This is a genomic window from Arthrobacter sp. TS-15 (assembly GCF_006964045.1).
Taxonomy (GTDB): domain Bacteria; phylum Actinomycetota; class Actinomycetes; order Actinomycetales; family Micrococcaceae; genus Arthrobacter.
Window position 1 is genome coordinate 236714 of the sequence record NZ_SDXQ01000029.1, and the last position, 22780, is coordinate 259493.

17 protein-coding genes and 2 tRNA genes are annotated in these 22780 nt (G+C 61.2%); 14 read left to right on the top strand and 5 right to left on the bottom strand.

Going from position 1 to position 22780, the window contains the following annotated elements:
• Positions 1-164 precede the first annotated feature (164 nt).
• The 3 genes from nudC to EU811_RS11380 are packed head-to-tail and all read left to right on the top strand — an operon-like array spanning position 165 to position 3909.
• On the top strand, positions 165-1154 hold the full coding sequence (gene nudC, locus EU811_RS11370; protein ID WP_142938519.1) for an NAD(+) diphosphatase: 990 nt from the start codon (positions 165-167) through the stop codon (positions 1152-1154).
• Complete coding sequence (locus EU811_RS11375) at positions 1151-3283, top strand: ATP-dependent DNA helicase UvrD2 (RefSeq protein ID WP_142938520.1); 2133 nt, start codon at positions 1151-1153, stop codon at positions 3281-3283. Before nudC ends, EU811_RS11375 begins: the two co-directional genes overlap by 4 nt.
• Entirely contained in the window at positions 3283-3909 is a 627-nt protein-coding gene (locus tag EU811_RS11380; protein ID WP_142938521.1) for a M48 metallopeptidase family protein, read from the top strand. The genes EU811_RS11375 and EU811_RS11380 overlap by 1 nt, the downstream gene beginning before the upstream one ends.
• 99 nt (positions 3910-4008) lie before the next feature.
• Here EU811_RS11380 and EU811_RS11385 read toward each other — a convergent pair whose 3' ends face one another.
• The gene (locus EU811_RS11385) at positions 4009-5466 is read right to left on the bottom strand and encodes a zinc-dependent metalloprotease (RefSeq protein ID WP_142938522.1); all 1458 of its coding nucleotides are present in this window, start codon (positions 5464-5466) and stop codon (positions 4009-4011) included.
• Between the two features lie 210 nt (positions 5467-5676).
• Here EU811_RS11385 and EU811_RS11390 point away from each other — a divergent pair, with 210 nt between their 5' ends.
• The 5 genes from EU811_RS11390 (at position 5677) to EU811_RS11410 (ending at position 11396) form a co-directional block, all read left to right on the top strand.
• Positions 5677-6813 (top strand): YlbL family protein, encoded by a 1137-nt coding sequence (locus tag EU811_RS11390; RefSeq protein ID WP_142938523.1) that lies wholly within the window; start codon positions 5677-5679, stop codon positions 6811-6813.
• Between the two features lie 125 nt (positions 6814-6938).
• On the top strand, positions 6939-9935 hold the full coding sequence (locus EU811_RS11395; protein WP_142938524.1) for a UPF0182 family membrane protein: 2997 nt from the start codon (positions 6939-6941) through the stop codon (positions 9933-9935).
• Positions 9936-10068: 133 nt separating this feature from the next.
• Positions 10069-10142 (top strand) — tRNA-Met (locus tag EU811_RS11400).
• A gap of 257 nt (positions 10143-10399) precedes the next feature.
• Positions 10400-10473, top strand: a tRNA-Met gene (locus EU811_RS11405).
• Positions 10474-10580: 107 nt separating this feature from the next.
• A complete protein-coding gene (locus tag EU811_RS11410) occupies positions 10581-11396 on the top strand; it encodes a GntR family transcriptional regulator (RefSeq protein ID WP_223940558.1) in 816 nt (271 codons plus the stop codon).
• Positions 11397-11497: 101 nt separating this feature from the next.
• Here the strand turns inward: EU811_RS11410 and EU811_RS11415 are convergent, their stop codons facing one another.
• Complete coding sequence (locus EU811_RS11415; protein WP_142938525.1) at positions 11498-12286, bottom strand: PspA/IM30 family protein; 789 nt, start codon at positions 12284-12286, stop codon at positions 11498-11500.
• A gap of 99 nt (positions 12287-12385) precedes the next feature.
• Positions 12386-14437: a TPM domain-containing protein gene (locus EU811_RS11420; protein ID WP_187697141.1), complete on the bottom strand. Its 2052-nt coding sequence runs from the start codon at positions 14435-14437 to the stop codon at positions 12386-12388.
• A gap of 321 nt (positions 14438-14758) precedes the next feature.
• Here EU811_RS11420 and EU811_RS11425 point away from each other — a divergent pair, with 321 nt between their 5' ends.
• The 6 genes from EU811_RS11425 (at position 14759) to EU811_RS11450 (ending at position 21238) form a co-directional block, all read left to right on the top strand.
• Complete coding sequence (locus tag EU811_RS11425; RefSeq protein ID WP_165450179.1) at positions 14759-16384, top strand: S1C family serine protease; 1626 nt, start codon at positions 14759-14761, stop codon at positions 16382-16384.
• Positions 16385-16661: 277 nt separating this feature from the next.
• Entirely contained in the window at positions 16662-17465 is an 804-nt protein-coding gene (locus tag EU811_RS11430; RefSeq protein WP_142938528.1) for an electron transfer flavoprotein subunit beta/FixA family protein, read from the top strand.
• Positions 17466-17479: 14 nt separating this feature from the next.
• Positions 17480-18433, top strand: coding sequence for an electron transfer flavoprotein subunit alpha/FixB family protein (locus EU811_RS11435; protein ID WP_142938529.1), 954 nt, complete (start codon positions 17480-17482; stop codon positions 18431-18433).
• A gap of 5 nt (positions 18434-18438) precedes the next feature.
• On the top strand, positions 18439-19218 hold the full coding sequence (locus EU811_RS11440) for a PIG-L deacetylase family protein (protein WP_142938530.1): 780 nt from the start codon (positions 18439-18441) through the stop codon (positions 19216-19218).
• A 74-nt stretch (positions 19219-19292) separates the two neighbouring features.
• Positions 19293-19838 carry a gluconokinase gene (locus EU811_RS11445; RefSeq protein ID WP_142938531.1) on the top strand — a complete coding sequence of 182 codons (546 nt, stop codon included), beginning with the start codon at positions 19293-19295 and terminating at the stop codon, positions 19836-19838.
• Positions 19835-21238, top strand: a complete 1404-nt coding sequence (locus EU811_RS11450) for a GntT/GntP/DsdX family permease (RefSeq protein WP_142938532.1) — start codon at positions 19835-19837, stop codon at positions 21236-21238. The genes EU811_RS11445 and EU811_RS11450 overlap by 4 nt, the downstream gene beginning before the upstream one ends.
• On the opposite strand, the gene EU811_RS11455 is transcribed toward EU811_RS11450, so the two are convergent.
• Complete coding sequence (locus tag EU811_RS11455) at positions 21213-22082, bottom strand: anti-sigma factor (protein ID WP_142938533.1); 870 nt, start codon at positions 22080-22082, stop codon at positions 21213-21215. The genes EU811_RS11450 and EU811_RS11455 overlap by 26 nt on opposite strands.
• 1 nt (position 22083) lies before the next feature.
• Positions 22084-22689 carry an ECF RNA polymerase sigma factor SigK gene (gene sigK, locus EU811_RS11460; RefSeq protein WP_165450183.1) on the bottom strand — a complete coding sequence of 202 codons (606 nt, stop codon included), beginning with the start codon at positions 22687-22689 and terminating at the stop codon, positions 22084-22086.
• Positions 22690-22780 lie beyond the last annotated feature (91 nt).

Here is a 22780-nt window from a genome sequence, read left to right on the forward strand (position 1 = left end):
TGGCCATGATGTGGTGCGGCGAGTCTTCAGATCCGCAGGAAATGCGCAGGAAATACGAAGCAAATCCCGGTATTGACACCCCATCGGGCAACATCACAGACAGGTGTCCACAGCGGGGGGCCTTCCAAATGTTTTTTGTCGGTGTGAGTCAGTACGGTAGATACATGAGTTATACGGAGTCGCCGGCGCTTGCCAACCACCTGATGGAGACTGTCCTTCCCATCCGCCCCGCCATGGTGGATCGCGGCTCGGGCATCCGTATGAAACCGGGAATGGTTGAGGAGCTTGTTGCCTCCGGCTCGGCGAAGGCCATGGTCATTTCGCAGCGCAAAGCTTTGGTGTCTGGTGACGGTCTCTGGTTCGGGGACGCCGCGCCGCTCTATAACGCTCTCACCGCCTCGGGCGGCGGTGCTGTTTCTGCCATCTACCTGGGCACCACCTTGACGTCGTCCTCATTGCCCGAAGGCACGTCGGTTGTGCTGTTCACTGTTGCGGAACCGCCAGCGCCGGGAACCGTTACGGTCCCGCTGGGTACGGAATGGGCAGGCTTCCGGGATGTCGCGGCGCGTCTGGACGCGAACGACACCGCTCTGTTCATTGAGGCCAGTGCAATCTCCAACTGGCATGCAACCCACACGCATTGCCCGCAGTGCGGGACGCCCACGGAAATCGAGGCAGGCGGCTGGGTTCGGCGGTGTCCCAAGGACAACTCAGAGCACTATCCGCGGACTGATCCGGCCATCATTGTCACGGTGGTGGGCCCCGATGGCCGGCTCCTTCTCGGTGGAGGCGGGCCCCTTGACGCCAGGAATTACTCAACGCTCGCTGGATTCGTTGAGCCCGGCGAGTCGCTTGAGCAAGCCGTCGTGAGAGAGATAGGGGAAGAAGTCGGCGTCCGTGTGACCGCCTGCCAGTACCTCGGTTCTCAGTCCTGGCCTTTCCCTGCCTCCCTTATGTTGGGGTTCACGGCCACGACGGACGACACCGTGGCGCGGCCCGATGGCGTCGAGGTCACCCGTGCCCGGTGGTTCAGCCGCGAGGAATTGCAGGAGGCCGTGCTGAGCGGTGAAATCACCATCTCAACGCGCTTGTCCATAGCACGTTCACTGATTGAGCATTGGTATGGCGGCGTCATCGAAGACCTCCAGCCGTGACTGAAGGAATCTTTGACGGCGGTGTCTCACTTGAGGATCGCATCCTCGGCGGCTTGGACGACGAGCAGCGCGAAGTAGCCAGTACGCTGACGGGACCCATGTGCGTCCTGGCAGGAGCAGGCACGGGTAAAACTCGCGCCATTACCCATCGAATTGCCTACGGGGTTCACTCCGGTGTGTACAGTCCGCAGAGGCTTTTGGCCGTCACATTTACTGCCAGGGCCGCGGCCGAGATGCGCAGCAGGCTCCGCGATCTCGGCGTTGCAAACGTGCAAGCCCGCACCTTCCACGCCGCCGCGCTGAGGCAGTTGCAGTTCTTTTGGCCGCAGGCAATCGGTGGCACTTTGCCCAGCCTGCTGGACCACAAAGCCAACATGATTGCCGAAGCTTCCCGCAGGCTGCGCCTGAGCACTGATCGGGCATCCATCAGGGATCTGGCGGCCGAGATCGAGTGGGCCAAAGTGTCCATGCTTACCCCGGCCAACTATCTGGAGAATGCCCAAGGACGTGGAACTCCGGGAGGCTTCGATCTCACCGCGGTCTCCAGGGTTTTCCAAGCTTATGAGGACATCAAAACCGATCGAAACGTCATCGACTTCGAAGACGTCCTGCTCATCACCGTGGGGATCCTTCAGGAGGACCCCAAAGTGGCGGCAACAGTCCGGGAACAATACCGCCACTTCGTAGTGGACGAGTACCAGGACGTTTCGCCGCTGCAACAGCGGCTCCTGGATTTGTGGCTCGGTGGTCGGAACGAGTTGTGTGTGGTGGGCGATGCCAGCCAGACCATCTATTCCTTTACCGGAGCTTCCCCCAAGCACCTTCTGGGTTTCAAATCGCAGTTCCCCGAGGCAACGGTCGTGAAGCTCATTCGCGATTATCGCTCGACCCCGCAAGTGGTGAAGTTGGCCAACGATCTCCTGGGATCCCGCCGTAGCGGCGGACCCGTTGCCGATGCCGCGTGGGCCTCGCCCCTCAAGCTCGTCGCCCAACGGCCGTCCGGTCCGGAGCCACGCTTCATGGAGTGCCCGGATGACGAGGCAGAGGCCGCGGTAGTCGCAGGCAGAATCCAGGAACTGCTCAGCACCGGGGTCAAGGCCAGCGAGATTGCCATTCTGTTCCGCACCAACGGCCAGTCCGAAGCGTACGAGCAAGCACTTGCCTCGGCTGGTATCGGCTACCAGCTCCGGGGAGGGGAACGGTTCTTTGCGCGGAAGGAAGTCCGTGATGCGATCCTCCAGTTGCGGGCGGCAACCCGTGCCGTGGCAGAAGGGCCCCAGGAAGCACTAGGCCAAATCGTTCGTGACATCGTCGCGTCACTCGGGTATACAGAGGCCGCTCCACACAACGGGGGAGCACTGCGCGAAAGGTGGGAATCCCTGGCAGCTTTGGTCGCATTGGCTGATGAGCTAGCTGTTGGCCGCGGAGAGTCCTTCACCCTGGGTGAGTTCGTGAACGAACTCCAGGAGCGATCGGTCGCGCAACACGCCCCGACCGTTCAAGGTGTAACTCTGGCTTCCCTTCACGCCGCCAAGGGCCTGGAATGGGATGCAGTGTTCCTGGTGGGCCTCAGCGAAGGCCTCATGCCTATTTCCTTTGCCGACGCCCCCGAGGATGTGGACGAAGAGCGAAGGTTGCTCTATGTCGGCATAACCCGGGCGCGAGAGCACCTGAATCTCTCATGGTCCACGGCCCGAACACCGGGCGGTCGGGCCAACCGCAAGCCGTCCCGTTTCCTCGACGGACTTCGCCCCAATTCCGTGGCTTCCGCAAACGCGCGCAGCAAAACAGGTCCCACCCGACGGAAAGCTGCCGCACCGGCGTCATGCAAGGTATGCGGAAGCATGCTGGCAAGTGGAGCCGAACGCAAGGTGGGTCGATGTAACCAGTGCCCGCCCACATATGAGGAACAAACGTTCGATGCGCTGAGGCAGTGGCGCAGGGACGAAGCCCAGACGGCCGACGTTCCGGCATATGTTGTTTTCACGGACGCCACACTCACGGCCATCGCGGAGGCCAAGCCTTCATCGTTGGAGGAACTGGCTGGCCTGGCTGGAATTGGCCCATCCAAGCTTGAACGCTACGGCGAAGCTGTTCTGGCCGTACTTGCTGAGAGTTCGGAACTCTGATGACGCGTCCACCCGCCCCCGGTGCCGGTGTTTCGCGCACCACGGACGACGGCGCTCCGGTGGTCGTGCGTCGATCAGCCAGACGCCGTCGAACTGTTGCTGCCTTTTGGGAAGACGGCAACGCCGTGATCGCAATCCCAGCCAGCTTCACCAAGTCCCAGGAACATGAGTGGGTCCAGCGTATGCTGGCCAAGCTAAAGAAGCAGGGAGAACGGCAAACAGGTGCTGGCAGGCGCCGTCCCGCCACGGATCAAGCCCTCGCCAATCATGCGGGGCACCTTTCTCGGACGTACCTCGGCGGGCGTGCGGTTCCTACGTCGGTTCGCTGGGTCTCCAATCAGAACTCCCGTTGGGGTTCGGCTACTCCTGCGGACGGCACTATCAGGTTGTCGAACAAGCTCCAGCGAATGCCGCAATGGGTCATCGACTACGTCCTGGTCCATGAGCTCGCGCACTTGCTGGTGGCGGGCCACAACGCCGAGTTTTGGAGACTAGTCGAGGCATACCCTGAGACTCATCGGGCAAAGGCCTTCCTGGAAGGCGTTGCCTTTGCTACATCCCGGGGACTCCCGGAAGAGCCAGGCTCTGGAAACTCCGACGAACCAGCTGGGGACGTGACTGACTAAGCGCCGTGTGACTGAATTTACCCGATGACGGTGCCTTAACCGAGCAACGGCCGCCATGGATATGGCGGCCGTTGCACTTTTTGTTTCCAAGAGTGGAGCCTACTTGGTGGGTGCCTCGGGGTCGGAGTCATCCGATTCCGGCTCTTGGCCGGACCCGGTCTCCGTGGCAGTGCCCTTTGAGTCTGAAGCTTCAGCTTGATCGGCGTCGGAGGTTTCGTAGCCGCCGCTCAAAAGCTTCTGCAGAGCGTCATCAACTTCGCTGTCACTTGCCTCGGCAAGGCGCCTACGTTCGGAGAACCCCTTCGGGTCGTCGAGGTCCTCGCCGGTGGGCAGGAGATCCGGGTGGTGCCAGATCGCGTCACGGCCGGCGATGCCTCGCTCTTCCTTCAAGGTCGCCCACAGCGTTGCCGCTTCACGGAGCCTGCGGGGCCGAAGTTCCAAACCGACGAGGGACGAGAACGCGTGCTCGGCCGGTCCGCCGGTGGCGCGGCGGCGCCGCACCGTTTCGCGCAGTGCAGTAGCGGACGGCAGTACCTTGTCAGTGGCTTCCGCTGTGAGCTCGTCCACCCAGCCTTCCACCAGGGCAAGCGCTGTTTCCAGCTTCTCCAGTGCGGCCGTTTGGACCGGCGTGCGTTCAGGTGTGAAGACTCCCTGGGACAGAGCTTCCTGAATTCCTTCGGGGTTGCTCGGGTCAAGGTCCCGGGCGAGGTCTTCGATGCGGGACATATCTATGTGAATACCGCGGGCGTAGGCCTCGATGGCTCCAAGCAAGTGACCTCGCAACCAAGGAACCTGGACGAACAAGCGTGCGTGGGCGGCCTCGCGTACGGCAAGGAAAAGTCGGACGTCGTTCTCCGGAAGGCTCAGTCCTTCCCCGAATTTTGCGACGTTGGCAGGCAACAGGGCCATTTCGAGGTCTGCCAAGGGGACCCCAATGTCAGTGGAACTGACAACTTCCGCTGAAAGTGCGCCGATTGCTTGTCCAAGTTGCATGCCGAAAATGGCTCCGCCCATGTTCTGCAGCATGGATGAGGCACCGCCCATCATGGACTTCATCTCTTCGGGCATTTGTTGAGTGAGTGCACTGGAAAGGGCGTTGGCGATGCTGTTGGCCACCGGCTCTGTCAGGCGCTTCCATGTGCCCAGGGTCGCTTCAACCCATTCGGCCCTTGACCAGGCCCGCCCGATCAGGCCGGTTGCCGAGAGATCAGTAACGGGGTCCAGCCAAAGCTCTGCAAGCCTGAGGGCTTCGTCAATCTCTCTGGCCTGTTGGGAATTGACCGAGGGATCGCTACCGGCGGCGGCCACGCGGCGTGCATTTTCGTGGGCGAGTTGCCAGTTCACGGGGCCATCGGAGGTGGAGCTCATCATTGCCTGGACCTGGGCGAACATCTGCTGTAGGAGGTGGGGATCGTTGGGCAAGCCAGCGGCCTTAGCCAGCTCAGCGGGATCGATGTTGCCCATGCCCTGGCCACCCATCAGGTTCTGGAGCATTTCTGCCAGCGGATCCTTGGGGGTTTCGTCGTCGTTGGACGGATTATTGGGGTTGGAAGTCATGGTGCCGCCGATCGTCGAACTGGCTGGTGATCTCTTTCACCGTACCGCGCGGCCGGAAGGCTGTCTGCCCGGAGGAGGTCCCGTTCGCTGTAGGCAAAGCAGCCCTGCAACGTCAGACCGCGTAGTGTTGATGTTTGGTATGTGCCGCCGCCGCCCTTGGCGGCAGGAACCATGGATCCGGTCACGCAATGCCGGCATAGAGAGGCCTCAATGCTTACTTCGCCCAGCCCCGAGGGCTCATTGGACCCGCGTCAGACGCCCGACGCCGATTCCACCTCCGTGCCTACGTCGCCTCCCCGGGATGGCCGGTACATGATCATGGTGATCTCCGGGCTTGTCGCGCTGGGGCTTGGCATCGGTGCGGCAGCGTTGCCTGTCCCGTATGTCATTGAGTCAGCCGGTCCCACTTTCAATACTCTGGGCAAGGACGGCGACAAACCTGTGATCAGTATTTCCGGTCGCGAGTCCTTTCCGGCGAATGGCAACCTTGACCTGACCACTGTTGTCATGACGGGTGGTCCGAAAACCCCGGCAACCATCTTCGACGTCTTCCGGGCCTGGGTGGATCCCTCCAAAGCCATATATCCGGAGGAACTCATCTATCCCAAGGGCACCACGGCCGAACAGACGGTGCAGCAAGGCGAAATTGCGATGGAAACATCGCAGGAGAACGCAGTGGCCGCAGCATTGCGTGAACTCGAAATCCCGTTTGAGCAACGGCTCAACGTCGCGGGACTGTCTGATCCTTCGCCGTCAGCTGGAAAGATCCAGGAAGGTGATCGGCTTGTTTCCATCAATGGCAAAGCGATTACGTCCATGAGCGTGGTCCAAGCAGAACTGGCCGCAGGTGCAGGATCGCCGGTCGTTGTGGGCCTGGACCGGAAGGGTATGGCAGTTTCGGAAACCATAACTCCTACCAGGAACCAGGCTGACCGTTACGTTCTGGGTGTGCTGCTCGCCAGCGACTTCACCTTCCCGTTCGATGTCAGCATTTCCCTGGACAACGTCGGCGGACCCAGCGCAGGTTTGATGTTTGCTCTGGGAATAGTGGACAACCTCACGCCGGGGGATCTCACGGGCGGCAAACACGTCGCTGGCACGGGAACCATCACAGCCGATGGTGCGGTGGGACCTATCGGTGGCATTGCCCAGAAGATGATCGGTGCCCGCCAAAAAGGCGCAACCATGTTCCTCGCTCCGGCTTCCAATTGTGCCGACGTCGTAGGCCACGTACCGGACGGGCTTCAGGTTGTAAAAGTGGAAACCCTTGCAGACGCCACCTCCGCCGTGGAGCGCCTCGGAGCCGGCCAGGACACGGGGAGCCTCCCCACCTGCACAAACAACTAGACTGACGGTGGAACTTAGCTCCACTGCCACTCGTGGCATAGATGACGGCCTCTGCCACCTCCCAGCGGTAGAGATTGTCAGCACGCGCACACCGACTGTTCACTGACACCAATGAGGTACAGAGTTTGTCCCGTCCCGCCAGCTCCAACCCGCCCGGAAGATCACCGCTGAGACGAGGTGCCCTGACGCCGACGCTCATTGTCGTGGCCGTGGCCGTCGTCGGGTTCATTTTCTTCGCCAATGTGTGGACTGACGTCCTCTGGTACCAGCAGCTTGGCTTCTTCGAAGTTTATCTCCGCGAAAACCTCGCCAGGATCATCACATTCATCATTGGCTTCGCCATGATGTTTGCCGCTGTTTTCTTTGCCATCAGGATCGCCTACCGTTCCAGGCCCGTCTATGCTCCGGATGCTGAGGCCCGGGACAACCTCAACCGCTACCAGGCGCAGCTCGAGCCTGTTCGCCGGGTTGTCATGATCGGCCTCCCTATCCTGTTCGGGCTCTTTGCCGGCAGTGCGGCCGCTAGCCAATGGCAGAAGGCCCTGTTGTTCTTCAACCAGGAACCTTTCGGTCAGAACGACCCGTTGTTCAACATGGACATCAGCTTCTACCTGATGACGCTGCCGTTCCTCGGTTTTGTCACAGGATTCCTGATCAGCATCGCGGTTGTCGCCGGCATCGCAGGCATCCTGACCCATTACCTTTACGGCAGCATCCGCCTCATGGAACGCGGTATCTTCACCAGCCGTGCAGCGCAGATTCACATCGCCGTCACGGGCGCTCTCTTCCTTGTCCTGCTTGGTATCAACTTCTGGCTTGACAGGTACACGACTGTCCAGAGCAACTCAGGCCGCTGGGCCGGGGCCCTCTACACGGATGTTAATGCTGTTGTACCTACCAAGGCGATCCTTGCCGTGGCCGCGGGCCTCGTTGCCATCCTGTTCATCATTGCTGCAATCATTGGTCGCTGGCGCCTGCCAGTCATCGGTACTGCGATGTTGGTTATCACGGCCATACTGGCCGGTGGCGTTTACCCGTGGGTTATCCAGCAGTTCCAGGTACGTCCGTCGGAGAACACCTTGGAAAAGGAGTTCATTGATCGAAATATCAAGATGACGCGCGCTGCTTATGGTCTGGACAAGATCGATGTCTCCGCCTATAACGCCACTACCACCGCCACCACCGGTGCCTTGGCCGCGGATGCCCAAACCACTGCCAACATCCGTCTCCTTGACCCGAACCTGATTTCCTCCGCATTCGCTCAGCTGGAGCAGTATCGTCCGTACTACCAGTTCCCGCAGACCCTGAATGTCGACCGATACATGGTTGACGGTAAGGTCCAGGACACCGTTATTGCGGTTCGTGAACTGAACCCGGACGGCCTCAGCGCCAACCAGCAGACGTGGGTCAACAGGCACATCGTCTACACCCACGGCTACGGTGTGGTGGCAGCCAAGGGCAACAAGTTCACCGCCGATGGCAAGCCGGAGTTCCTGCAGTCGGGGATTCCGTCCACTGGCGTTCTCGGTAACGATACTTCTTACGAGCCCCGCATCTACTTCGGTGAGAACTCACCTGAATACTCCATTGTGGGAGCGCCGGATGGTGCCCCCAACCGCGAGCAGGACCGGCCGGCGGGCCGCGAAGGCGGCGGGGAGACCCAGTACACCTTCAGCGGTAACGGTGGACCGAACGTAGGCAACTGGCTGAACAGGATTCTCTACTCCATCAAGTTCCAATCTTCCGACCTCCTGCTCTCGGACGGCGTGAACGCGGAATCCCAGATCCTCTACGAACGCAATCCGCGCGAACGCGTTGAGAAGCTCGCCCCGTACCTGACCGTGGACGGCAACGCCTACCCGGCGGTGGTGGACGGCCGCGTCAAGTGGATTGTGGATGGTTACACCACCAGCCAGTACTTCCCGTACTCACAGCCCCAACAATTGCAGAACGCCACGGCCGATTCCCAAACCAGCGCAGGGCGCACAGTAGCCTTGCCGAACAGCTCGGTGAACTACATCCGGAACTCGGTCAAGGCCACCGTGGATGCGTACGACGGTTCGGTGAACCTCTATGCGTGGGATGATCAGGACCCCATCCTGAAGGCTTGGCAGAAGGTCTTTCCCACAGTCATTAAGCCGTACTCGGAAATGTCCGGCGACCTCATGAGCCACGTTCGCTACCCCGAAGATCTCTTCAAGGTTCAGCGTGAACTTCTGGGCCGCTACCACGTGACGGATCCGGACAGCTTCTATCAGAACAACGATGCTTGGAGCGTGCCGAACGATCCCACCGTTTCCGAGGCCGTCAAGCAGCCGCCGTTCTACATGTCCCTGCAGATGCCTGACCAGGAGAAGCCGGCCTTCCAGCTGACGTCATCGTTCATTCCGCAGACTGTCAACGGCAGTGCGAGGAACATCTTGTATGGATTCCTTGCAGCTGACTCTGATGCCGGAAACGAGAAGGGAGTCAAAGCCGATAGCTACGGAAAGCTAAGGCTCCTCGAGTTGCCAACCGACACCCAGGTGCCCGGTCCCGGCCAGGCCCAGAACAAGTTCAACTCCGATCCCACGGTGTCCCAGGCGTTGAACCTCCTGCGGCAGGGTGCATCGGATGTACTTAACGGCAACCTGTTGACCCTTCCCGTGGGTGGCGGTTTGCTCTACGTACAACCCGTCTACCTGAAGTCCACCGGCGAGACGTCCTACCCCACATTGCAGCGTGTGCTGGTTGCCTTCGGTGACAAGATCGGCTTCGCGCCCACCCTTGACGAAGCACTGAACCAGTTGTTTGGCGGAGACTCCGGCGCTTCTGCCGGGGATGTCGCCAACAATGGCCAGACACCGACAGCGCCGCCCGGCACTACGACGCCGCCGGCTGGTCCCACCGATGCCAAGGCAGAACTCAAGGCGGCCCTGGACGAGGCCAACAAGGCCATCCAGGACGGCCAGGCAGCATTGGCTAAGGGAGACTTCGCCGGCTACGGTGCTCAGCAGACCAAATTGTCTGACGCGCTAAAGAAGGCGATTGACGCTCAGGCCCGTTTGGACGCCACTCCAGCTCCAACGGCGACGCCGGGGGCTACTCCCAGCGCGACGCCCGCACCTACGCCGAGCAGCTAGTCCTGTAGGCAGCTGAAAGGCCGGTGCCTGTTCCCTTCGGGGGCGGGTGCCGGCCTTTCGCGTAGGGGGAGATGCAGATCACGTCGCCAGGATTTGGTCTCTCATTCACCGGCCGGTAATGTTGTTCTTGCGACGCGGGGTGGAGCAGTTCGGTAGCTCGCTGGGCTCATAACCCAGAGGTCACAGGTTCAAATCCTGTCCCCGCAACTGGAGAAAAGGTCCGGATCAGTAATTACTGATCCGGACCTTTTGTTGTGCCCTCACCCCCGCGATGGGCGCCCCCTCAGGCCCATCGCTCTCTCACATCCCTGGGAGTCGGGCTGGATCCTCTCTCACATCCCTCTGGCCGGGGTGCTGCGGCAGCCATTGTGTGGGGCTTTAGGGTGCGGGGGAGTGATCTGCGGCACCTTAGGGGCCATATGGTCAGAAGCACCCTGAGGGGTGCGGTAGAGTTGTTCTTGCGACGCGGGGTGGAGCAGTTCGGTAGCTCGCTGGGCTCATAACCCAGAGGTCACAGGTTCAAATCCTGTCCCCGCAACTGGAGAAAAGATCCGGATCAGTTATTACTGATCCGGATCTTTTGTTTAACTGTTCGTCGGGATGCGAGTGCTAGCATCAAACCGGATTCGCTGAGGTAAGAAATAGATGGGACGCTCAATGGTCAACGACGACTATGGATTTGGCCTTCAGCGGGAAGTTCTTCAGAGGGATGGCCCGGTGGCCGTGTATCAGCAGGTGGCTGACGTTTTGACGGATCACGTCAGCCGGCTGGAGCCAGGATCACGGATCCCCACGGAAGAGACTCTGATGGACGCCTATGGCATTAGCCGGACCACGGTCCGGAAAGCGCTGGAAACCCTGGTTGTGAAGGGTTTGTTGGTTCGAAGGCAGGGCAAGGGAACGTTCGTGATGGCCCAGCGTCCCGTCAAGATGCTGAACCGCCTGGCGCCGTTCATGGAGACGTTCACGGCGGCCGGCATGAAGACGGTCAAGGGACTCATCGAGTATAAGTGGATGGAGAAGGACCAATCAGTGCCAGCCAAGCTGGTGTCTGACGACAATCTGGTTTTGGTGATCCGGCGTTCCTACTCAAGCGCTGGGTGGCCTTATGCCATTGCGGAGATTTTCATTCCCTCCCACATCGGGCGCCATATCAGCTTGGCGGACGCCGAACGGAACTCCATTTATCAGGTCATTCAGGACAGAACGTTGAAGCCCCTCCACCGGGCTGAAATTACCGTTACCATGCATGCCCCGCCTGAGCATTTGGCAGACGCTTTGAACGTCCGTGGGTTCCCTATGGTCCCGCGCTTGGAACGAACGACGTTGGGCGCGCATGGGGAGGTCCTCGAGTGTACGGTGACCTACTTTCATCCCAAGGGATTCGAAATCCGCGCCGAGGTGGCAACCGACGTCAGCCCCGGCCAAGACACGCTAGGTCCCTTGACGGACCAGATGTAGTGCATGAAAAAACCGGACCGGATCCACTTCAGGATCCGGCCCGGTTCTGGTTTCAGTCTCTGGGCAGCTTGACCGATCGGTAGCTGGAGCCCAACTTCTTCTTAGAGTTTGTCGAAGTCGGCTTCGTCCACAGTTGCTCCGGTTGATGCGGGGGCGCCTGCGCCAATGGCGGGCTTGGCACCGCCCGATTTCAGGGCCGCAAGGCGGGCTTCGATCTCAGTCTGCTCTCCGAGGTCTTCGAGCTGGTTGAACTGGGCGTCAAGGCTGGAGCTGGCGAGTTCCTGCTGGCCCAGGACCTTGGCCTCTTCGCGACGGATCTTCTCTTCGAAGCGACCTACCTCGCTGGTGGGATCCATGATGTCGATGCTCTTGAGTGCGTCGTGCACCTGGGATTGTGCGGCGGCGGTCTTAGAGCGTGCCACGAGTTCGTTGCGCTTGGCGGTGAGCTGGTTCAGCTTGTTCTTCATCTGGTCAAGCCCGGTTTTGAGCTTGTCCACTACTTCGGTCTGGGAGGCGATGCTCGGCTCAGCTGCCTTTGCCTCGGACTCGGCAGTCATCTGGCGCTGGATTGCCACCTTGGCAAGGTTGTCAAACTTCTGTGCGTCTACGGGATCACCGGCGGCACGGTACTCGTCGGCCTTGCGGGACGCTGCTAGAGCCTTATTGCCCCAGTCCTGTGCGTTCTTGACGTCTTCGTTGTAGTCCGCCTGCAGCATCCGGAGATTGCCGATGGTCTGGGCCACGGCTGATTCGGCCTCGGCAATGTTGTTCGTGTAGTCGCGGACCATCTGGTCCAGCATCTTCTGCGGGTCCTCAGCCTGGTCCAGCAAGGCGTTGATGTTCGCCTTGGCGAGCTGTGAGATCCGACCGAAAATGGACTGCTTAACCATGGTGTTGCCTTTCGTCCTGCTCAGTGGTGCCACTGGAAATCAGTGATCAGTTGTTGTAACGCTTCTATACGGGGCGTTGACCCCGCCTAGTTTGTCTGGCTAGAAGCTGCCGGAGTCTCCGCCGCCAAAGTCGCCGCCGCCGCCGAAGTCGCCTCCGCCGCCGGAGTCGCCGCCGAAGAATCCGCCGCCGCCTCCGCCGTCGTTGCCGCCTCCCCAGCCGCCTCCGCCGCCGTTCAGGATGGAGTTGATGAGGATACCGCCAAGGATGGCACCGCCAAGGCCGCCGCCTCCGCCGCCTCCGCCGAACATCCCACCGCGGCCGTAGCCCTGATCGGCGTAACCGAACTGATCGACGTCGGACTGGGCGAGTTGTGCAGCCTGCGCCGCGAGCGAGTGTGCCTGCTGGGCGTAGGTAAGTGCGGTGACTGGATCATTGCGTGAGATGGAGAGTGCATAGTCAAGGTTGCGCTGGGCCTCGGCCAACCTTGTCCGGGCCTCTGTGCCCACGCCCCCGCGACGTGCAGTGATGTAGTCGGACGTAGCGCTGATCTGTGCCTGCGCCGCCATGATGGTTTGCTGAAGCGAGGCCTGGGCCCGGCGGGCTTGCTCCTGCTGATCGCGGACGCCGGACAAGGACTGATCGAGCGCCTGATGAGCAGACTCCAAACGGCTAAGCGTCGCGATGGGGTCGATCTTTCCGCCCTGAATTTCGGTTTTTACCTGTGCCAAGGCCGCTTCCACCCCGGCCACTGGACCGGCCAGTTCAGGGTGTGCACCGGACTGGATCATTGCCCGCGCCTGTGCGAGGTCCTGGCTGGTTTCTGCCACAGCGCCTTCCAGGGAAGCCCGGGCCTCATCCAGGCTGCCGGCCGTCTTGGAGATGGCATCGATCAACACGTTGGTTTGGTGCAGGCTCTCTTCTGCGGCGCGTACCGCAACAGCAGCGAGGCTGTTTTCGCCGCTTGCCAGCTTCTCCTGGGCAGCAGTTGCAGCGTTCTGTACGAACGCGAGCCGCTCCTTGGCCTGCAAGATGTTGTCGGAGACCTGGGTCAAAGCAGATTCGGCATATTTGGCGCGCAAACCTTCAAGCGACTGTTCCGCGCTGGCGATCTTGGCGTCGGCTTCCCTGGCTCCGGCCGTTACCGCTGCCAAGGCTTGAGGAGCGTTCTTTTCAAGCTCGCGCAGAGAGTCGAAGTCAGCCTTCTGATCTCGCAGCGAAGCCAATGCGGCTTCTGAGCGGCGAATGATCTCGCCGAGCCAACTACGCTGCTGCTCTTCAGTGTCAGGAATGTGGTCATCCAGCTGCTGCTGCAGCTTGAACGACTCCGTCATGTGGCCCTTCGCTTCTTCCAGGGCTTTGGTGAAGTTACCAATTGCGGAATCACCATACTGAGCCTGGGCGAAGCCCAGTTCCTGCTCGCTGGACTTGATGGCGTCGTCCGCCTCGATCAACAGTGAGCCGCTCTTCTGGCGCAGTTCCGGAATGGTCAGGCCCGCCAAGGGGTCAAGCTGTTCACCTTGTGGTCCATAGCTGGCGCTGACCGCCTTGGTGCTGCCCTTCTTGCGTCGGTTACGGAGGTACAGATACGTGCCTGCACCGCCGGCCGCTACGACGCCTACGCCGACAAGGACACCGACACCTGCGTTTCCGCTCGGAACGGTACCGCTACCGCCGCCGGCAGCGTCCCCGATGGCAGCCGCTGTGTCGATGGCCGCCTGTGCGAAGTCTTTCTTGCCGCCTGCCAGATTGGCTGTCACGGCATTTTGCGTAATGGCGGACTGCTTGGAGCGGATGGAACTTCCGGAATTCAGTACGAAGGTGTACTGGCCGGAAGCGGCAATTGCCAGGATCGCGTCTGCCTTACCCATGCCCTTGTTCTTGGCTACGGCCTCCGCCCAGGCGGGGGGTTCGGAGGGATTCGTGAAGGAGTCCACAGTGACCACATACAAGTTGTATTTGTGGTCCTTGAGCGTCTTTTGGATCGCTTCCTGAACTTCGCCCTTACGGCTACCCAGAAGATTGGCGTCATCCACAATGTTCTGGCCGGACGGAATGGTCACCGGATCTGCAGCCCAAGCGGAAGTGGCCGGTAGGGCCAACATTCCAGCCAGGCCGATTACGGCGAGTACGCGTTTAACTATTGACCGCATGTGCAACCCTTCAGCACGTCTGCGACTGGAACAAGGCGTACCAATCGTCACAGAATGCTCAGCGCCCCCACGCATGGTGTAAAGCCGCAGGTCGCTGTGGCAATTCCTCTTGATTCTATGGTGCACCCCCGAACCCGTCCACAGGGTTGAATATGCCACCAGCGAAATATAGGAGAGAGCTGGATTGGTGAGCCGTTGAGGGTCTTCTTGAGGGGGCGGCTACCAGCGACGACTTCCTTTCAGCAAGCTCCCAGCGAACGTCCGCTTTTGTTCCAGTTATTGGGTACATAGTGGTTGAAGACGAGGATGAAAGGAAGACCCATGACGGAGAACCCAGCGCAGGGCACTGCACCAGAGAACCGCGAGCCGTCGGAGCCGCGGGACAGCACGGGGGAGCAGGGCGATGCCGGCACCACTCCGCAGCAGCCCGCGTGGACTTCCCGGCAGGAGGCGGGGACCGAAAACCCGGCGCAGCCCACTACTCCGCTGCCTGCCTTCCAGCCTCCCGCCGCTCCTCAGCAGCCGCAATACTACGGCGCTCCGCAGCCGCACAATCAGTCTTACCAGCAGCATGACCCGTCTCATCGCCCAAGCTACCCGCAGCACCAGCCGTTCTACGGGGGCTCGAACCCGGGACACAATGCCGCTTCCCAGTTCCACAACCAGCAAGGTTTCCAGGAACAGCACGGGCACAACAGCCCCGGGATGCAGCACACTCCAGGGGACTCTTCCGCGGTGACAACCAAGCGCAAGCCGGCTTTCGGCGTCGGCACCCTTGTAGCAAGCATGCTGGCAGCAGGTCTGATCGGTGGCGGCGTGGTGGCCGGCAGTAACGCTCTGTGGGATAACCCCGCCCCGGCTGCTTCAACCGGCGGACAATCCAGCACCGTTATCGTGAATAACAAAGATGACGTCAACGTCATTACCGCTGCGGCCGCCAAGGCTTCGCCCAGCGTGGTGACCATCAAGGCGACCAGCGGAAATGAGGGCGGTACTGGTTCCGGCATCATTTTGGATGACCAGGGCCACATCCTCACCAACACCCACGTCGTCACGCTCGATGGCGCCACCGCAAACGCCGCAATTGAGGTCCGCACCAGCGATGGCAAGGTCCTCAAGGCCACTGTGGTTGGCACTGACCCTTTGTCCGACCTTGCAGTCATCAAGGTAAGCGATGCCTCTGGCCTCGTCCCGGCAACGCTTGGTGACTCTTCCAAGATCAATGTGGGGGACACCGCCGTCGCCATCGGTTCACCGTTGGGTCTTACCGGCACGGTGACCGATGGCATCGTGTCCACGCTCAACCGAACCATCAGCGTGGCGTCCTCTGCTGTGCCGGAAGGCACGCCGGATGAGAGCCAGGGCGGAGACGAAGGCTTCCAGTTCGCGCCGCCAAATGGTGGCCAGAGCCAGAGCACAGCCAACGAAGGCTCGATTGCCATCAACGTCATCCAGACTGATGCTGCCATCAACCCCGGCAACTCCGGGGGCGCGCTCGTGAACAGCAAGGGTGAAGTAATCGGCGTCAACGTGGCCATCGCTTCGGCGGGCAGTGGAACGTCCGAATCGTCCAGCGGTAACATCGGCGTCGGTTTCAGTGTTCCCATCAACCACGCCAAGCGCGTGGCGCAGGAGATCATCGAAACCGGTAAAGCCAGCCACGGGCAGTTCGGTGTGTCAGTTCGTTCGAAGTCGTCCTCGGGCAGCGATTCAGGCTTCTCGGTGGGTGCTGAGGTTGCGTCGGTGACCTCGGGTTCTGCTGCTGCGAAGGCAGGACTCAAGGTTGGCGATGTGGTGACCAAGTTCGGCGACTACGCCGTGAGCGATCCCAACCAGCTGACTGCGGCGGTTCGGGAGCAACCTGCCGGTGCCAAGGTCAAGGTAACCATTCAGCGCGGGGGACAGACACAAGAGGTTGAGGTCACCCTCGACGCCGCTCAGCAGTAGCGCTCAGCAGTAGGCGGCCCAGCGGGAGGCAGGAGCAACCCACGACGGCGGACGGCACCTTGGCGGTGCCGCCCGCCGTTTGTGGGTGTCCCGGCACCGCACGCTGCAGCACAAGAGCATCGCGCGTAGCTGAAACAGGGCTTAACGCTGGGAGTGGTTTTCTGCGGGCAATATGCTTAGCTAGGACGAGCCCACGCGCTGGGTTATTCACGGCCACGCTGCTGCGTTTGGCCGTCCACAAGCATGGAAGGCTGCTTCGAAGACAGTGGAAGAGACATTGAAGATTGTCGTTCTGGTCAAGCACGTCCCGGACGCCCAGTTTGACCGGCACATCACCGGACCTGGCAACACGACCGACCGTGATGAGAGCATCTTGTCTGAATTGGACGAGTACGCCCTCGAGGCAGCGCTCCAATTGGCGGAGGAACGCGGCGGACCGAAGGCCGGGAATGAGGTCATTGCTTTGAGCATGGGCCCGTCCGGTGCGGTCAATGCTGTGAAGAAGTCCCTACAGATTGGCGCGTATTCCGGCGTGCACCTCAGCGACGACGCTTTGGCTGGTTCGGATGCGGCTGCCACTTCGCTGGCGCTTGCCGCTGCTATTCGCCACATCTCGGCCGATGGCCGCCCGGTGGACCTGGTCCTGACGGGCATGGCTTCCACCGATGGCGAGACTTCGCTCATCCCGGCCCAACTTGCCGAGCGCTTGCAGTTCCCGCAGGTCACGTTCGCTTCCAGCCTTGAGGTTACGGGTGGCCGGGTCAGCGCCCGCCGTGACGCCGGCGCCTTCTCGGAAACCGTTGAGGCGGAGCTCCCGGCCGTTGTTTCCGTCACGGACCAGATCAACGAGCCCCGTTACCCCAACTTCAAGGGCATCCTGGCGGCCAAGAAGAAGAAGATCGCCTCCCTGTCACTTGCTGACATTGGCGTGGACGCTTCACAGGTGGGCTCGGCTGGCTCCTGGACAGTGGTGGAGTCCGCAGAGGCCCGCCCGCCGCGGACAGCAGGAACCATCATTACCGACGACGGCGACGCCGGCATCAAGCTGGTGGACTTCCTAGCCGCACAGAAGCTGCTCTAAAGGGGACTCGAACCATGGCAAATGCACTTGTTTTCATTGACAACCCGGGATCAGCTCTCAAGAAGAGCAGCCTGGAGCTCCTGACCATCGCCCGCTCGCTGGGGGAGACCGCCGTCGCGTTCACCGGGGAGTTGAACGACGACGTCGCCGCCACTTTGGGTGCCTACGGTGCCACGACGGTTTACCAGCCGTCGGTGGACGACCTCGACAACTACTTGGTGGGCCCGAAGGCCGCCTACCTTGCCGCTGCTGTAGCAGCATCCGGCGCCACAGCAGTCCTCGTGGACAACTCGCCTGAGGGCAAGGAGATTGCGGGCAGGCTGGGCATTAAGCTCAGTGCCGGCGTCATTACCGACGTCGTGGGTGTTGACGCTGACGGCACTGCGCACAAGTCCGTCTTGGCGGGCTCTTACAACACCACGGCGAAAGCTACTACTCCTGTGACCGTCCTTTCGGTCAAGGCCAACAACGTGGAACCTGTTCCTGCCGGTGCCGCCGCTGCACCGGCAACTGCCACTGTTGAGGTTCCCGCTCATGGCTTGGCGAACTCCGCACGGATCGCAGCCCGTACCGAGAAGCCCGTCAGCGGGCGGCCTGATCTGAGCGAAGCGAGGATCGTGGTTGCGGGCGGCCGTGGCGTAGATGGTGACTTCGGCCCGCTCGAAGAGCTTGCCGACGCCCTTGGCGCTGCTGTAGGTGCTTCCCGCGCCGCTACTGATGCGGGATGGATTGGCCATGATGCGCAGGTTGGCCAGACCGGTGTCACGGTGTCTCCGCAGCTGTACATTTCAGCCGGTATTTCAGGTGCAATCCAGCAGAAAGCTGGAATGCAGACTTCCAAGGTCATTGTGGCCATCAACAAGGACGCGGAATCGCCGGTGTTTGAGATTGCCGATTACGGCATCATCGGTGACCTCTTCAAGGTCCTTCCGCAGGCCACCGCAGAGATCAAGAAGCGGAAAGGCTGATCCCTTTGACCACTGACATCACGTCAGCAAAGAGCCCGTTCGATGCCTCCACGGAGCGCGTTGAGCGGGTGCTTTGTTTTACTGCCCATCCCGACGATATCGATTTTGGCGCGGCCGGGACCATCGCGGCCTGGACGGCTGCCGGCGTCGAGGTCAGCTATTGCATCATGACCGACGGCGATGCCGGAGGCTTCGATCCCGTGGACCGCGAACGGATCATCGAACTGCGGGCTGAGGAGCAGAAGCGTGCTGCTGCTCTGGTGGGCGTTACGGATATCCACTATCTTCACGAACGGGACGGGCATCTGGAGCCGACACATGACGTCATCAAGCAGGTGGTGAAGCTGATCCGGGAAGTCCGGCCGGACATCGTGTTGACCATGCACCCCGAAAGGAACTGGGACCGGCTCCAGAAGAGCCACCCGGACCACCTTGCAGCGGGGGAAGCCGTGACCCGGGCAGTCTATCCGGCAGTGGAGAATCCGTTCGCTTACCCGGAACTGGATGCGGCCGGACTAAAGGCCTACAAGCTACCGTGGCTGTGGTTCATCTCCAGCCCGGAGGCCAGGGAGAACCACTCTGTGGATGTTTCGGATCATGTCGACGCCAAGCTTGACGCCATCAGGATTCATGCGAGCCAGCACCCCGATATCGAGGGCATGGAGCGTGTGGTGAGGTCCATGATGCTCGGCAATGGCGAGCGGGCCGGGCTGCCCGAAGGAGCCAGCGCAGAGTATTTCCACGTTGTCCCAGTCAACGGTTCCACTACGATCGCCGGCTTCTGACGTTGCTGTGGTGTAACCCGTGTCATATGCTTGATCTCGGTTAAATCATATTTATTCGAGGAAGGCAGACTTTGATGGCGAAGACTGCGCAACAACCCGTACTGGTGATTATGGGAGTCTCCGGTTCCGGCAAGTCGACGGTGGCCGGCGTTCTCGCCGGGAAGCTTGGATGGGATCTTGCCGAAGGCGACGACCTGCACCCGGAGGCCAACGTGGCCAAGATGCAGTCGGGGCTGGCTCTGAGCGATGAGGACCGGTGGCCCTGGCTGAGCATCATCTCGGACTGGATCCGTGAGCGCGCGGATGCCGGAACACCGGCAATCATTACGTGCTCGGCACTCAAAAAGAAGTACCGCGACGTGCTCCGCGGCGACAACGTTGTTTTCGTCTTCCTGCAGGGGAGCAAGGACAAGATCTCCGACCGCCTGGCCTCCAGGCATGGCCACTTCATGCCGCCGTCGCTCTTGGAATCGCAGTTCGACGCACTTGAGGAACCCACCCGGGACGAGAACTACATTTCCTTGTGTGTTTCCGCGTCCCCCGCAGAGGAAGCCGACGAAGTTATTGAACGGCTCGGTCTCCGGCCTGTAGGTGCCGGTACCGAAGCGACCGCCTCGTGAAAGTCCTCGATACAGCGACGCAGATACAGGAATGGACGGCCCACGACACGCAACTCCTTGTGGTGGCTGCACTGGGCATTGCACTGATTGTGGTGCTGATCGCAAAGCTCAAACTTCACCCGTTCCTAGCGCTGGTTCTGGGCTCGGCCTTTGTGGGCCTGGCGTCCGGCGTCGAGCTTGGCAAGGTCATCTCCAACTTCGAGGACGGTGTGGGGGGTGTCCTTAAGGAAGTCGGCTTACTCATTGCGCTCGGGGCAATGCTTGGTAAATTGCTGGCCGATTCCGGTGGCGCAAACCGGGTGGTGGATACCCTGTTGGCCAAGGCCAGCGGGAACAAGCTCGTCTGGATGATGACCTTGGTGGCCGTGATCATCGGCCTGCCCATGTTCTTCGAAATTGGGCTCGTCCTGCTCCTTCCGGTGATCGTCCTGGTAACGCAGCGCTCCAAGATGAAGCTGATGCGCATCGCGATCCCGGCGCTGGCCGGCCTGTCCGTGCTTCACGGGCTGGTGCCGCCGCACCCGGGGCCATTGATTGCGATCAGCGCAGTCAAAGCCGAACTTGGCACAACGTTGGCACTTGGCATTCTTGTGGCCATTCCCACGGTGATTATCTGCGGCCCGCTGTTCTCCAGGCTTGCTGCCCGCTGGGTACCCGTCGACGCGCCCGCCGTGGCCGGCGGGATAGACACGCAGCATGCAGTGGACCTCAGCGCGGTCAAACGCCAGCCCTCGTTCCTGGTGACTTTGCTGACCATCATTTTCCCTGTGGTCCTCATGCTGTTGAAGGCCGTGGGTGGAATTATCTGGCCGGACCCGGAGACGGCACCAGCCCTCCGGACCTTCTTCGACTTCGTGGGTCAGCCCTTGGTGGCCATGACGTTGGCTGTGCTTCTGGCCATGGTGACGTTCGGATACGCTGTTGGGTTCACCGGCAGCAAGATCACAGCCAAGCTGGGTGAAAGCCTTGGACCCATTGCGGGGATCCTCCTCATTGTTGGCGCGGGCGGCGGTTTCAAGCAGACCCTGATCGGTGCCGGGGTAGGTGACTCCGTCAAGAAGTGGGCCGAGGGCACCAACATGTCAGTTCTGGTGCTGGGCTTCATCGTGGCTGTGGCGCTCCGGCTGGCCACGGGCTCGGCAACGGTGGCCACTGTAACGGCCGCCGGCATCGTGGCACCCCTTGCCAGCAGCCTGAGCCCCACGCACGCGGCTTTGTTGGCACTTGCCATAGGTGCGGGTTCCTTGTTCCTGTCCCACGTCAACGACGCTGGATTCTGGTTGGTCAAGGAGTTGTTCGGACTTACCGTGGGGCAGACCTTCAAGACATGGTCTGTCATGGAGACGTTGATCTCCGTGGTGGCCTTCGGCTTCGTCATGCTTTTATCGCTCGTGTTGTAGCTGCGGAAACAACTGCTAAATGCCCGACCACCAGCACCGGATCCGTGGTGGGGGCGCTGGAGCCGCCCGTGGGTTCCACCGTGATGGCTACGGACGACGCTGAGGACAAGCCCTTCACTACCGCCGGTTTGGAGAGTGTCTCAGCATCCATGGTGCCCTGCGGTACAGGGGCAGAGCCGTCCTTGGGGAGGGTCCACAACTGGTAGACCTTGCCCTCCGGTGCGGGCGAAACGCCATCCATGAGCACCACAAAGGAATCCTTGGCCGACGATGCGGAGATGGTGGCGGTACCGCCGCCGGGAACCGGTGCAGACTTCTTCTGGACGTCCTGGGCCTGGAGTACTTGGTTCACCGGGTCATTTTGTGCAGAGACGTAGGCGCCCACCCCGATGCCACCGAGTGCGATGACGGCTGCGGCGGCGGCGCCCACGATCCACCGGCGTGCGCCACCAACGCGCGTACGCTCCTCACGCCTCATCCTGGCGGCAGCGAGGTCATCGACGGCGGGGCTTCCCACTGAGGGAGCCACCGGCTGTGCGAAGGGCTGGGCGGCGGCATCCTTGGTGATGCGCTCCAGGATATCGTCGAAGAGACCTGCAGGCGGTTCTTCCTCCGGGGCAAAACTCACGGCAAGGGTCTCGCGGGCTTCGCGTACCCGCTCCAGGAATTCAGGACGTTCGGGGGCGTCCTTGATGTAATGGTCAATCATGGCCCGTTCGTCGTCACTCACGGCGTCCAGGGCGTAGAGTTCGGCGAGTTCGAGGACACGGCCCTCGGCGAGGTCTGTAGCGATGTCGTTGGCAAACATTCTGCGGATAAAGCCTCCACTGGTGTTTTCACTCATTTCAACCCACCCCCAGGCACGTCTTCAGGCGCAGTAGTCCATCACGGATGCGGGACTTGATGGTGGGGACTGCGGCACCGAGATGCTCGGCGACTTCCCGATACGTCAGCCCGCCGTAGTACGCGAGCCTGACGGATTCTCGCTGCGTGTCCGTCAGGGTACCGAGGCATCGGCTGACAGCTTCAGCTTCCAAGTTGGTGTCGGCTTCCTCGGTTACCAGGTCCCGGTCCGGGTCCTGGCTCGCTGCGCCGTACTTGGCTTCCCGGTCAGTTGCCGCTTGCACGGCGCGGACACGGTCAATGGCGCGCCGATGTGCGATAGTCATGAGCCAGGCCAGCGGTGTCCCTGCAGCGCGGTCAAATTTTGCAGCTCCCTGCCAGACCTGGAGATAAACCTCCTGGGTTGCGTCCTCGCTGAGGTCAGGGTCTATCAGGACGCGCCTGGCCATGCCGAAGACACGCCTGGAGGTGAGGCGATAGAGCTCGGCGAATGCCTGCTGGTCGCCTGCTGCCACGAGTTCGAGCAAGAGGGCAAGCTGCGAATTCAGATCAGTCGAAGAGCCTGTAGCTTCGAAGACCGGGGGGCCGGGATTGTTGGGGATGTCCATCACGGTCCAGCATATGTCGTCCCGTTTGAAAGCGGCAGCATCATGGGGTCGCGTCGGCGGCGCGGCGGTGCTCTGACTTGCCGTCATCACC